This window comes from Vibrio sp. B1FLJ16 (genome assembly GCF_905175385.1).
Classification (GTDB): Bacteria; Pseudomonadota; Gammaproteobacteria; order Enterobacterales; family Vibrionaceae; genus Vibrio.
In genome coordinates this window covers 1,748,658-1,760,597 of record NZ_HG992749.1, presented here as the reverse complement: position 1 = coordinate 1,760,597, position 11,940 = coordinate 1,748,658, and the positions used below count along the sequence as shown (strand labels likewise).

Sequence of the window (11,940 nt, the reverse complement as noted above, 5' to 3'; positions counted from 1 at the left end):
CGCTTGGCACTTTTGGCTTGGGTTTAGCTCAGTGTTTACGGTGGTCAAATTAAATGTCGTGGTTGCGTGCTTCACACCTTAATTGGGCGTTAGCAGTATTAAGAGGAAACAATGAAGTTCTCACATAGATTTGGGTTTGACCCGGAATACAAGAATGAGCCTATCAGTCGAGATGCGCCCAAATGGCTGAAGAATATGTTTTTTCTTAAGGTGTTAGAGCCATTGCTGTACGTAGATGGCGATAGTCGCGTTAGCAATAATGAACAAAAGCCCTTAGGAGTTAAGTCTCTCATAGAGCGTCTTTGTGCTGAAAATGGTCAGGAAACAGACCAAGAAGACTATGATTCTTGGACGTGTTGGGACGCTCTAAAATTTAGGATAGGTGCTTTGGAGTGGTATCAATTCTATGATGCCGTTGAGATCATAGGTGAATTAATCAAAGCTAATGAATACTTGTACTCTGATATACTGAGCAGCAACGACTTTGAGTCATTTATGTATGCATCATATCGGCAGAAAGTGAATGACTTGTTCTCTCAGCATAAAGTGCAATGGAAACTTAGTGAATCGGGTTGCCTAGAAAGCTCTTTACCAAAAGATCTAGAAATCAGAGTTCAGCAAACGGATAGCCAGCTAAAAGACCAATTTGAGCCAGCAAGAAAACACTATGCTAAGGCTAGAGCTTATATCCTTAGCCCATCAACAGATCCTGAAAATTCAATAAAAGAATCAGTAAGTGCTGTAGAAAGCGTGTGTAAGGCATTGTATCCAAAAACAGCAACGTTGGGTGATGCTCTGAAATCGATGAAAAAAGAGCAAATGATTTCACCAATGCTAATTACAGTCTTTGAAAAATTTTATGCATATACAAATTCAGAGCCTGCAGTCAGACATGGAAGTGATAAAGAGTCAAAGGTGCTCGAGTATGATGCAGAGCTTGCGCTTCATATGTCGGCGGCTTTTATTCGTACGATAATACAGCGCAGACGTTAAAAAATACTGCTAACAAAGCATTTAAGAGTGATTCGCAACGCTTGGCGCTTTCGCTTCGCTCAAGTATAGCCAAGCGCCGCTCACACCTTAATGCGGCGTTATGTTTATTGCACAATTTGACTAGCAGGAGAGTTTAATGATCCTAGAAAGAATCCACCATGTAGCCATAATTTGCTCTGATTATCTTAGATCTAAAGCATTCTACACGGAAACCCTAGGCTTAAAGATCATTGCGGAAAATTATCGAGAACATCGAAATTCATACAAGTTAGACCTAGCATTACCAAATGGCGAGCAAATAGAGCTCTTCTCTTTTCCATCATCACCAAGACCTAGTAGCCCAGAAGCACAAAGTCTTAGGCACTTAGCCTTTGTTGTTAGCTCCGTTGAGTCCACAGCAAATTATCTACGTTCGCATGGTGTGTATGTTGAGCCTATCCGCATTGACGAATTTACAGGTAAAAAATTCACGTTTTTCAAAGACCCAGATGGTTTACCTTTAGAGTTGTATGAAAAATAAACATAACAAAGCGTTCAAGAGGGACAGTCAACGCGTGGCGAGTTTGGCTTAAGTCTTGGTATTTGTGTTTACGGTGGTAAATTGAAGTTTGGTGGTGGCGCGTTTCTGCCCCTTAACGCGGCGTTAGCTCTCATTTGGAGTAAATAATGAATTTTGATGAAAGATTGGATTATTTCGACAAGAACTATGACATTTTGTGTAATAAGTTCCTAGGAGGTGGTCGAAATCAATATATTGGAGACAAAGGCCTTCCATGTCGATTTTGTGGCCAAAGTGAACCAGACGTTACATTTAGAACAATTGCTCATGCTGTTCCAGAATTCTTAGGCAATAAGCAACTTATACTTCGTAATGAATGTGACGCGTGTAACGAATTTTTCTCTAACAACTTAGAGGATCATCTAGACAAATATACAAAGCCTTATCGAACTTCTGCGCAGATAAAGGGCAAGAAAAAGGTACCTTCAAATAAATCGAAAGATAAAAGAACACGGTTTGACTTCAAGCCAGGAGATAAGTCGATAATTGTGTCTCCCGAGGACAGCGAACTGACGTGCATTGATGTGGAAAATAAAACTCTAACGTATAAGTTTGAAATTGAGCCTCATATACCAGCTGCAGTCTATAAGTGTTTAGTGAAAATTGGACTTTCTGTTATAGAAGAAGGTGAACTGGATAACTTTAAGCATACTATTCGATGGATACTAACTGAAGACCATAGTGTAAAGTTCTTGAATCCGTTACTTTTAACTCAGTCTTTTGTTCCCGGTCCAAGACCAAATCGCAAGTTAGTTGTATTGGTTCTAAAAAAACGAGATCTAGTCAGTATTAAACCAAATTATCTTCTCGTTGTCGGATTTGGCAACGTAGTGTTTCAGTTAATCTTACCATCAAGTTTAGATGCCTTGTTGAATGGTAACAAAATTCCATCAATAACAATGCCACTGCCATTTGAGCAGCATTGGCCTTATGGTGCTGTTAGGTCCGATATCATAGATTTAAGTAGTCACATACTTTTGAGAGATAAAGTCGTACCCATGGCGTTTTCTGCTGACAGTATCGTAGAAGCACCTGAGCTCAAAGGTAAGTCAATCGACGAATTGAGGAAGAAGAGCTAACAAGCAATTTAAGAGGGATTCACAACGCTTGGCACTTTTGCTTCTACTTCAAATTTAGTGTTTATGGCACAATGCTTTAGGTGTGGGTGGTAGCGTTGTTCACCCCTTAATTGGGCGTTAGCAGTCAAGGATGAATATGAAACCAAATTATCACGTGCATGAATCCATGTATGTTGAAGCTCGCCAAGCTGGCTGGGAAGGTTGGGGTGGTAACGAGCGAATGTCTAAAGCAGTTATAGTGGAGCGTTTTCTAGATCTATGTGATCGACCAAAACAAGGTAAGCTGCTCGAATTAGGGTGTGGTGAAGGGCATCATTGCCGAGCTTTTCAGAAGTTGGGTTTTGAGGTAACAGGTATTGATATCTCGCCAACAGCAATTGCGTGGGCAAAGGAAAAGGCTAAAGCAACAGGAATTGAGGGTAAATATTACACTGCTGACCTAACGGTAGAGTCTTTTCAACTTCCAGAACGTTATGATGTAGTGATTGATGGCAATTGCTTACATTGCATTATCGGCGCAGATCGAGCATATTCTTGGATCATGTTTACCGTAATTTATCTGAAAGTGGTGTTTTTTTTGTCAGTAGCTTGTGTTCTAAAGATGAAAATAGCTATGAAACTTATAGGGATAGCAGTCCATATCGTCACATTGCCTCTCAAAGTGGTTTAGTCATTGAACTAGAGCAAGCGGGGTTTCAAGTGCTCAATGTCAGAGTCTACGAACGTGATACTTCAAACCACATAACGTTGTATGCAATAAAAGCATAATCTGTTGTAGAAAAAACTGCTAACAAACGCTTTAAGACGGATTCGCAACGCTTGGCGGTGTTGGTTTGACTTAGCTTTTGTGTTTACGGTGCAATAATTGAGTATTGTGTTAGCGTTGCTCACCACTTAAGCGGGCGTTAGGTATTTCATTGAGAAAGAGTTGAATGAAAGTAATTGATAAAATTAATAAGATTGCGCTCGATAATTACTTTAAGAGAGTCAACTTTAAATATCATTTGCTCCCTTTAGTCAGAGAAGCTGTCGACAGTTACTCCGAGTCTATCCAAGATTACGGAGCTGTAGGGGTTGATCTAGAAGTGCTTAGTGAAAACTGGAAAACATACTACGAAGCTCAGGAAAATGAAATCTGGTCTGATTCCATTTTTTTATCCCTTGGGCATTTACCAGTATTTGGTATACGTGCAGTAGTTCCAGTGAAAGGTAGAACAAGGGTGTTAAGTGAACAGCAAGCTAGGTTGGTGTTTTCTCAAACAATATCAGGTGATGTATTTGCAATATTGTATCCTCCTAAATCAGAAGTTATGGCGATGAAGAAGGACGGATATATCATTGATAGATGGGGTAATCCATTAGATATAAGCCTGAAACAAGTTGTTAAGTTACTTAAACTTACATTGCTGATAAATGCCTATTGTAAGGCAGTGCTGTTTCCAAATAGAAAAGCACTTAAGCTGATGGCACAAGTAGAAGCAAAGGATAGTGTAATGTCAAACGGGGGATCACGTTTGTGGGTATTGATTATGTATCTAGTTAAATCAGTCAAAGGTGTAGCAAGGCTATATGGTGTTGGCACACCGAAATAGAAATACCTAACAAACTGTTCAAGAGGGATTCGCAACGCGTGGCATTTTTACTGTGCGTTGGTTTAAGTGATTAAGGTGGTATGCGGCGGCTTTGGTATTGCGTTGCTCACCCCTTAACAGGGCGTTATGGCTCTGATCAAAAATGAACTATAGAGGGAACTATGTTTTTTAATCGAAGAAAAAAATACAACGGAAAGGTGTCAGCGTTGCTGCCCGCATTTGGATTTGATCTAGAGGAAGCGGGAGTTATGAAAACCCTGAATGTATTGGATATTGCTTGGCAACAGAAGTACAACGAATATGAGGGAGCGCTCTATGTGTCTTATCTCGTAGTATCTGGTTACCTCAAAAGAGACAAAAACAAAGCGCTAGAGATCCTAAATCAAACAAAGTTTGTTCAACAAGATTGGTTGTCGAAAGGTCTTGTGGAACAGGCTTTGGTTCAACGGTTTACTGACAAAGCAAATGAGTGGTTGGGAATAGATATTGATGCAGAAAATAAAGGGTTCGAGTTTACCCCTAATATGCCAGATATCATGTCCGCTCAGCCTGTTGCAATGCAAGAATATGATGGAACAATCTTAATCCAAGTAGAGAATGTTCCTTCATTATTCAAAAAGTTTGGCGGCGATGGAGAACACCCGTTATTTTATTTACAGGTTGTAGCCCTTATAAGTAAGACCACAAATAAACCAATAGCAATGTTTACTCTCGAAACAGGTATGACAGATGCAAATTTCTTTGGTCTCTTTGATGGTGCTGGGGAGCACTTGAATCTTGGTAAACAAGACCGAGAGTTATCTCGTCAAGACTTTCTTAAGTTAGCTAAAGAGAAACTAGGGCTATCTGAAACTGCGCCATAACAAACAATTCAACAGTGATTCGCAACGCTTGGCGCTTTCACTTCGGGTTGAGTTTAGTGTTTACGGTGCATTGTTCAAGTTCAGTGCATGCGTTGCTCACACGTTAATTGGGCGTTATAACACAGAATCAACCTCTTGCTCAAAACGGTTGGTTGAACTATTATTTGTACGTTATTTTGTACTAGTTGGAGTTCAATATGAGTCGTATTCATTTCGATCAAGATATTCAGCCGTTATCTGAATTTCGTGCAGGTGTAGCTTCTTACATAAAACAAATCAATGAGACTCGCCGTCCATTGGTCATTACACAACGTGGTAAAGGTGTTGCTGTTGTTCTTGACGTTGCAGAGTATGAAGCAATGCAAGAGAAAATTGAGTTACTAGAAGAAATGCGTACAGCTGAAGCTCAATTAGCTTCAGGTCTTGGTGTTTCCAATGCTGATGCTCGCGCTCAAGTATTGGGACGCATTAAGAAATGAAAGTAGTTTGGTCTCCTTTAGCGCTTCAAAAGCTAGGCGATGCAGCGGAGTTTATTTCTTTGGATAATCCATCTGCGGCAGAAAAGTGGGTAAATGAAGTTTTTGATAAAACTGAACTCCTTGGAAGTATGCCTGAAATGGGGCGCTTTGTTCCTGAAATGCCCCATACGAACTATCGCGAAATCATCTTTGGTCACTATCGTATTATCTACAGTTTAAGTCATGAAATTCGCGTACTAACAGTTCGTAATTGTCGCCAAATATTGTCTGAAGATGACGTGTAAAACTGTGTTATAACAAGGCGTTTAAGACGGATTCACAACGCGTGGCATTTTTAGTTTAATTTGGCTTTAGTGTTTACGGCGCAATGGTTTAGGTAAGGTGGTTGCGTTGTTCACCACTTAACGCGGCTACATGGATTCCCCCGGTTGTCAAACATCCGCTAAACTTCAAGTGATGGGTTTTGGACTGCCGCTCTACATTCGGTCTTTATATCAACGATTCACATACGTTGTGACCCTGATGACTTTGCGCGACAGCGGTGCCTTATTCGTTAGATGACATCTAATGTGTCCGCCGCATTAACAGGCTCTCCGCTATTGGTCTTAACCTATCTCCATCCATTGCGTCTGCTATGACCCGGTGGGTGTACTCTTGTTACGCTACTTGAGTTAATGCTTTCTTAAGCAGCGTAATTCTCATATACCGTTTGGTTGTGTAATAGTGACCAGATAATTCGAGCATTCTTTGCTGCGAGAGCGACAATAGCTCGGTTCATGCCCCGACGTTCAAGAACGCTGCGGCACCACAAGGTGCCTCCAGTGAAAATAATTACTATATAAGTGTGGGCGAACCTAGGAGAGGTAGTCCATGTCATTCGTTATGTGCTCTTGCGTCGTTGGACTATGGTTATAACTCCAACTAAAGGAGTTAACTTATGTCATATGTCGATGGTTTTGTAGCAGCAGTACCAACAGCAAATAAAGAGCAGTACATTGCGCATGTGGAAATTGCTGCAGAAATGTTCAAAGAATACGGAGCTTTAAAGGTTGTAGAGGCTTGGGGAAGTGACGTGCCTGATGGTGAAGTAACTTCATTCCCAATGGCTGTCAAAGCTGAAGATAATGAAACGGTGGTGTTTTCATGGGTTATCTGGCCTTCAAAACAAGTCCGTGACGACGGTTGGCAGAAAATCATGAATGACCCCCGCATGAACCCTGAAAACAATCCGATGCCATTTGACGGTAAGCGCATTATTTATGGTGGTTTTGACGTCATTTTAGACAAATAGTAGAAAAAGACATAACAGAGCATTTCAGAGTCATACTTAATGCTTGGCTTAGTTTATTCGGCGTGCGTTAGTTTGGGCTGGTTTATAAAAACTAAATAGTAAAGCGTTTGTGGGCGAAGGTATGAGTGTTGTTAAGTCGGGTGGTAAGAAAAGAGTTTGTTGTTTTGACAATTACGGTTACTACAGTAAGGCGTTTAGCGCGCCCGACGAGGATAATGAAAGTTAGTTAAGCCAGTGTTTTAGAGTGAATGGATGATTGAGCCGTTAAATATGTTACAGAATACAAGTCGTGAACAAAAAAGCCGATGGTTTCCCAACGGCTTCATTAATTTTAGTGAAATGCTTTGAAATCTGGCAGGTTACGCTTGTTTCTCTTCCAGAGTTGCTTCACCTTCGGACTCGGTTGATTTGAATAGTCGGCTGGTAATAGTACCTGCCGTCATTGCACCTGATACGTTTAGTGCAGTGCGAGCCATATCGATTAGTGGTTCGATAGAGATAAGCAGTGCAGCGATAGTCACTGGTAAGCCCATTGCCGGAAGTACAATCAGAGCAGCAAAAGTAGCACCGCCACCCACACCTGCGATACCAAATGAACTGATAGTAATAATTGCGATCAGTGACAGAATGAAGTTGAACTCCAGAGGGTTAATGCCCATTGTCGGCGCTACCATTACAGCCAGCATTGCTGGGTAAATACCCGCACAGCCATTTTGACCGATCGTCGCTCCAAATGATGCTGAAAGGTTCGCAATTGCTGGTGGTACGTTTAACTTAGTGATTTGCGCTTCTACGTTAAGAGGGATAGTTGCTGCCGAGCTGCGCGATGTGAACGCAAACGTCAGTACAGGCCAAATTTTCTTAAAGTATTCTGCCGGGCTAACGCCAACAAAAGAAACAAGAATGCCGTGTACAACAAACATCAGTGCAATTGCAATGTAAGACGCAACGATAAAGCCAAGCAGGTTTAGAATGTCTCCTGCGCTTGATGTCGCGACTACTTTAGTCATCAGCGCTGCAATGCCGTAAGGTGTTAGCGCCATGATCATCTTAACTAAGCGCATTACGATAGATTGAGCCGCTTCAACGAAAGTACGGATAGGGTATTCCAGCTCTGCTTTCTCTGCCATTACTTTACGTGCCGCAATACCGGTCAGGACACCGAAGATAACAACAGCAATGATAGAGGTTGAGCGCGCGCCAGTCAGGTCAGCAAATGGATTAGTTGGAATAAAGCTAACCAGCATTTGTGGAATGGTCAGGTTGCTAACTGCGCCAGCACGGTTTTCAAGTACAGCGATGCGAGCGGTTTCACGAGCACCTTCAGTCAAACCTTCAGCCGATAAACCAAAAGTAGTCGTGACCAGAATACCGATTAGTGCAGAGATTGCCGTTGTGATAAGCAGAACCGCAATTGTCAGGCCAGAAATCTTGCCTAGCGAGCCACCTTTTTCTAGCTTAACTACAGCTGAGATCATCGATACCAGCACAAGTGGCATGATCACCATTTTCAGTAGGCCGACATAACCGCTACCAACGATGGCAACCCATGAAAGTGTTTCTGAGATGATGCTGCTGCCTTCACCGTGGATCAGTTGAAGTGCAAGACCAAAAAGGGAACCAGTTACAAGACCAATTAAAACGAGACGAGAAAGGGTGTTTTGCTTTTGTTGCTGGCTAAAGAGAAAGAATAATATGCCTATAAATACTGCTAAAGAGGCAATTACTGCAAAATTCATAATCTTACCTTTATTATTCAGAGCTGAAGCGCTGAATGCTTTTATATGAGGTTGTATAGAGGAGCGGTAAGATATCTCTCAAGATATAACTTTAAAAATGACAAACAGGTATTAGTTAGAACAAAAGTGAATATTAAAATGAGAGACAGATCTGGCTAAAGTCTGGTTTTGTTTGAAATTTATGCGCTTTCACAAGTCATAGTGTTGCAGTAAATCGAGCATTTCTCTGCGATGTAAGTAAACCACCGGATCTTGCTGATAACTAAAAATTTGATAAATCATTGCTTTAGCGACGTCTTCTGCATCGATAGGAACAAAATTGGCCAATTTTCCCAACATGAAAGGGCGAATTACGCTGAATATACCTTGTACGATTTTTTCGTCTGTTCTTGATTGGACTCGTTGGCCTACAAGTGGACCCGGACGAACAAAAACTACTTCATCAAATCCTAATTCTTTAATGTTCTCTTCCATTTGTCCTTTACATGCAAGGTAATGGGACGAAGACTTACTATTTGCTCCGAGACTGGAAACGACCGCTAACCGCGTTACTCCAATCATCTTCATTTGACGTGCGACGTTCGTTACCAGGTCTACATCAACCTTGCGCAAGTTCTCTTTGCTTCCGGCTTGTTTGAGCGTTGTACCCAGACAGATAAAACCGATTTCCGGAGTTGATTGCTGGTCATCCCAGTTAAGAATAGAAAGATCAGCATCTATCATCGGGATGATTTTATTTTTAGGATCAGAGATGTTGTCGAGAGGGCGTCTTGAAAGTGAATATAAAGTGTGGATACCCGGCTGGGAAACAAGGTGCGTAACCACTTTGCTGCCAACTAAGCCGGTCGCTCCGGCGATGATTACACAGGTATTGTTGCTCATATTCCTTCTCCTGTCAGACAACGAGTACCAAACAATTGTAGCTGATTTCAATTGCTTATACTTGTTTTTTGCTAAAGGTGTGGAGCGCGGTGACGGTAGTTCTATTCAGGGCTGCGATAAATTGAGCAACGAGGAGTAGGTGTCTCTGTACAAAAGAAATTCAGAAATCGCGATCTTGATGGTTGGAGCCCATTTTGTGAGCCCTTAAGTTATGTTTGGTCTCAAAATGTTAGTCGTAATAATGACAACTTGTTATTTTTCGCGCATGGTAGTTGGCTATTAGAATGATTTTCGTTCACGTGTCGGCTTCTCGATAGCTGATTGCCAGATTAGTGCATACTTTACTTAGCGGTAAAAGTCGGCTGCACTTAAATCATTACGATTAAAGGCCAAAATCAAAGCCTCCGCTCGTTTGATTAATTAGTCACGGAAGAGGTTAGCTTCTTTACCTAACGTAATATTAATGGGAAGGCGTTGACCAGATTAAACATAGAAAGGAAATAAAGATGACCACTCCAAGTTGGGACTTATCCATCGCATATCAGGATCTCTCAGATCAACGAATTCAGGATGACATTGCGCTAGTCGAGCAATGTATTGAGCTTCTCAATAAGCAATCTGCGGATTGCCAAAATGTTGAAGTGATGCAAAACGCTATTTTGACTAAGGAAGCTGCGAGCAGATTAGCAGGTACTATCTCAAATTTTGCTAACTGTTACTCATCTGTTGATGCAACTAATGCTGACGCAAAAGCGTTGTTGGGTCGCATGACCCGTATCTTTTCTGAACTATCTCAGGCATTCAGCGCGTTTGAACTTACTTTAACGCATGCAGATGATGAGTTCATAGCGCGTGTGTTGGATCATGAAAATCCTGATATCAGTGGTCAGGCATTTTCTATTTTGAATTTGAGAAAGTTAGCCAATACTCGCTTGAGTAACGATGAAGAAAAGCTGTTGTCGGCAATGAGTGTCGATGGAAAATCGGCTTGGGGTAAGTTGTACGACAATTTGACGGGGTCGCTAAAAGTGACCCTGGATTACGTCGATGGTAGTAGTGAAGAGCTCGGTTTTTCTCAAGCTGCAAGTATCCTATATGGCTCTGAGTTTAACCGACAAGAAGCGGCCTGGCGCGGCGTACAAAAAGCGATGGAAACGCATCAGGAGTCATTTGCTGCAATCCTTAATGCACTTGCCGGTTGGCGTCTCACCGAAAATAAAAAACGCTCGACCAAACGTAATGTTCACTTCTTAGAGCCGAGTTTGCACGGAAGTCGTATTCAAGCTGAAACCTTAGATTATATGATGAGTGTGGCGAAAGCAAACCGAGATATTGGTCAGAAAGCGGGTTTACTGATGGCGCAGGTACATGGTCTGGATGAGATGAAGCCCTGGAACCATCTCGCAGCAATGCCAGCCCTTAGCGGAGATGCAAAGGTTTATGATTTTGACGAAGCGATTAATGTAATTTGTGAAGCGTTTGAAACGGTTAACCCTGACATGTCAGAGTTCGTTCGAATGATGGTGAAAAATGGCTGGATAGACGCCAAACCCAGTGCGAATAAACGCCTTGGCGCGTACTGCACTAAACTACCCGCAACACGTACGCCACTGGTATTTATGACCTGGAGTGGCAGTCGCTCCGACCTGATGACACTGGCTCATGAGTTAGGTCATGCTTTCCATAACTGGGTGATTCGTGATTTACCGCTTTGTCAGACGTACTATCCGATGACTCTGGCGGAAACCGCTTCTATCTTTGCTGAAAACATCGTTCGCGATCATCTGATTGCAAAAGCAGAAAGTACCGACGAAAAACTGGAAATGCTCTGGGAAGAGTTATCTTCTGCGCTTGCTCTTATGGTGAATATCCCAGTACGTTATGAGTTTGAGAAAGCGTTTTATGAACGTCGTCAATCTGGTGAGCTGACCGCACAAGAGTTCTGTGATTTGATGTCCGAGACTTGGAAAGAGTGGTATGGCGACGCAATGAGTGAAGCTGACCCGTATTTCTGGGCAAGCAAACTGCATTTCTCTATTTCCGATGTTAGCTTCTACAACTATCCATACTTGTTCGGTTTCTTGTTCAGTAAGGGCATTTATGCCCAGCGCGAATCAAAGGGCGAAAACTTTTACGCCGATTACATTAATCTGCTTCGCGATACGGGTAACATGACTGCAGAGCAGGTTGTTGAAAAACACTTATCAATGGATCTGACTAAACCAGATTTTTGGCTGCAGAGTGTGGCTCTGGTTCGAGAAAAAATTGATGAGTTTGAACGCCTGCTAACCCAGAGAAACTAAGGTGGTCGGGTTTATGATTTCACCTGCAAAAATTTTGTGAAATGATAACGAACTTAACTAGGGCTGTGTTAAAATTCGCAGCCTTATACTTAGGTGATTTCAGGATTTAATCACTCCCGAGTTGTTTAGGTATAAGTGATTAATTAGCGACCAGTTTACC

Annotated in this window: 12 protein-coding genes and 1 pseudogene; 10 read left to right on the top strand and 3 right to left on the bottom strand. The window is 41.9% G+C overall.

The window, feature by feature from the left end; all coding sequences use genetic code 11:
- The first annotated feature begins 111 nt into the window (after positions 1-111).
- The 8 genes from KHN79_RS08010 to KHN79_RS07970 all read left to right on the top strand — a co-directional run bounded on the left by KHN79_RS08010 (position 112) and on the right by KHN79_RS07970 (position 5,849).
- Entirely contained in the window at positions 112-993 is an 882-nt protein-coding gene (locus KHN79_RS08010; RefSeq protein WP_025818695.1) for a hypothetical protein, read from the top strand.
- 139 nt (positions 994-1,132) lie between these two features.
- The gene (locus tag KHN79_RS08005) at positions 1,133-1,513 is read left to right on the top strand and encodes a VOC family protein (protein WP_182011766.1); all 381 of its coding nucleotides are present in this window, start codon (positions 1,133-1,135) and stop codon (positions 1,511-1,513) included.
- 146 nt (positions 1,514-1,659) lie between these two features.
- Positions 1,660-2,631, top strand: a complete 972-nt coding sequence (locus tag KHN79_RS08000) for an HNH endonuclease (protein ID WP_182011757.1) — start codon at positions 1,660-1,662, stop codon at positions 2,629-2,631.
- 130 nt (positions 2,632-2,761) lie between these two features.
- Positions 2,762-3,301 carry a class I SAM-dependent methyltransferase gene (locus KHN79_RS07995; RefSeq protein ID WP_244812548.1) on the top strand — a complete coding sequence of 180 codons (540 nt, stop codon included), beginning with the start codon at positions 2,762-2,764 and terminating at the stop codon, positions 3,299-3,301.
- A 262-nt stretch (positions 3,302-3,563) separates the two neighbouring features.
- Positions 3,564-4,223, top strand: coding sequence for a hypothetical protein (locus KHN79_RS07990; RefSeq protein WP_182011767.1), 660 nt, complete (start codon positions 3,564-3,566; stop codon positions 4,221-4,223).
- Positions 4,224-4,384: 161 nt separating this feature from the next.
- Complete coding sequence (locus tag KHN79_RS07980; RefSeq protein ID WP_182011759.1) at positions 4,385-5,086, top strand: hypothetical protein; 702 nt, start codon at positions 4,385-4,387, stop codon at positions 5,084-5,086.
- A 197-nt stretch (positions 5,087-5,283) separates the two neighbouring features.
- Positions 5,284-5,565 carry a type II toxin-antitoxin system Phd/YefM family antitoxin gene (locus KHN79_RS07975; protein WP_017420803.1) on the top strand — a complete coding sequence of 94 codons (282 nt, stop codon included), beginning with the start codon at positions 5,284-5,286 and terminating at the stop codon, positions 5,563-5,565.
- Positions 5,562-5,849 carry a type II toxin-antitoxin system RelE/ParE family toxin gene (locus KHN79_RS07970; protein ID WP_029865673.1) on the top strand — a complete coding sequence of 96 codons (288 nt, stop codon included), beginning with the start codon at positions 5,562-5,564 and terminating at the stop codon, positions 5,847-5,849. The genes KHN79_RS07975 and KHN79_RS07970 overlap by 4 nt, the downstream gene beginning before the upstream one ends.
- 398 nt (positions 5,850-6,247) lie before the next feature.
- Here KHN79_RS07970 and KHN79_RS07965 read toward each other — a convergent pair.
- Positions 6,248-6,379, bottom strand: a pseudogene (locus KHN79_RS07965) (IS110 family transposase); the annotation flags it as partial.
- A 123-nt stretch (positions 6,380-6,502) separates the two neighbouring features.
- Here KHN79_RS07965 and KHN79_RS07960 point away from each other — a divergent pair.
- Positions 6,503-6,856 (top strand): DUF1428 domain-containing protein, encoded by a 354-nt coding sequence (locus KHN79_RS07960; protein ID WP_182011760.1) that lies wholly within the window; start codon positions 6,503-6,505, stop codon positions 6,854-6,856.
- Between the two features lie 359 nt (positions 6,857-7,215).
- Here the strand turns inward: KHN79_RS07960 and KHN79_RS07955 are convergent, their stop codons facing one another.
- Together KHN79_RS07955 and KHN79_RS07950 are read right to left on the bottom strand one after the other, a co-directional pair.
- Positions 7,216-8,595, bottom strand: coding sequence for an L-cystine transporter (locus KHN79_RS07955; RefSeq protein WP_182011761.1), 1,380 nt, complete (start codon positions 8,593-8,595; stop codon positions 7,216-7,218).
- A gap of 189 nt (positions 8,596-8,784) precedes the next feature.
- Positions 8,785-9,477 (bottom strand): NAD(P)H-binding protein, encoded by a 693-nt coding sequence (locus KHN79_RS07950; protein ID WP_182011762.1) that lies wholly within the window; start codon positions 9,475-9,477, stop codon positions 8,785-8,787.
- A 506-nt stretch (positions 9,478-9,983) separates the two neighbouring features.
- Between KHN79_RS07950 and KHN79_RS07945 the strand changes: the two genes are divergently transcribed.
- The gene (locus KHN79_RS07945; protein WP_182011763.1) at positions 9,984-11,780 is read left to right on the top strand and encodes a M3 family oligoendopeptidase; all 1,797 of its coding nucleotides are present in this window, start codon (positions 9,984-9,986) and stop codon (positions 11,778-11,780) included.
- Positions 11,781-11,940: the final 160 nt, after the last annotated feature.

Excerpts from the sequence above, each read along its gene's own strand:
- KHN79_RS08010 (WP_025818695.1), top strand. The coding sequence starts at position 112 with ATGAAGTTCTCACATAGATTTGGGTTTGACCCGGAATACAAGAATGAG.
- KHN79_RS07950 (WP_182011762.1), bottom strand. The coding sequence starts at position 9,477 with ATGAGCAACAATACCTGTGTAATCATCGCCGGAGCGACCGGCTTAGTT.
- KHN79_RS07975 (WP_017420803.1), top strand. The coding sequence starts at position 5,284 with ATGAGTCGTATTCATTTCGATCAAGATATTCAGCCGTTATCTGAATTT.
- KHN79_RS07955 (WP_182011761.1), bottom strand. The coding sequence starts at position 8,595 with ATGAATTTTGCAGTAATTGCCTCTTTAGCAGTATTTATAGGCATATTA.
- KHN79_RS07990 (WP_182011767.1), top strand. The coding sequence starts at position 3,564 with ATGAAAGTAATTGATAAAATTAATAAGATTGCGCTCGATAATTACTTT.
- KHN79_RS07960 (WP_182011760.1), top strand. The coding sequence starts at position 6,503 with ATGTCATATGTCGATGGTTTTGTAGCAGCAGTACCAACAGCAAATAAA.
- KHN79_RS07995 (WP_244812548.1), top strand. The coding sequence starts at position 2,762 with ATGAATATGAAACCAAATTATCACGTGCATGAATCCATGTATGTTGAA.
- KHN79_RS07945 (WP_182011763.1), top strand. The coding sequence starts at position 9,984 with ATGACCACTCCAAGTTGGGACTTATCCATCGCATATCAGGATCTCTCA.
- KHN79_RS07970 (WP_029865673.1), top strand. The coding sequence starts at position 5,562 with ATGAAAGTAGTTTGGTCTCCTTTAGCGCTTCAAAAGCTAGGCGATGCA.
- KHN79_RS08000 (WP_182011757.1), top strand. The coding sequence starts at position 1,660 with ATGAATTTTGATGAAAGATTGGATTATTTCGACAAGAACTATGACATT.
- KHN79_RS07980 (WP_182011759.1), top strand. The coding sequence starts at position 4,385 with ATGTTTTTTAATCGAAGAAAAAAATACAACGGAAAGGTGTCAGCGTTG.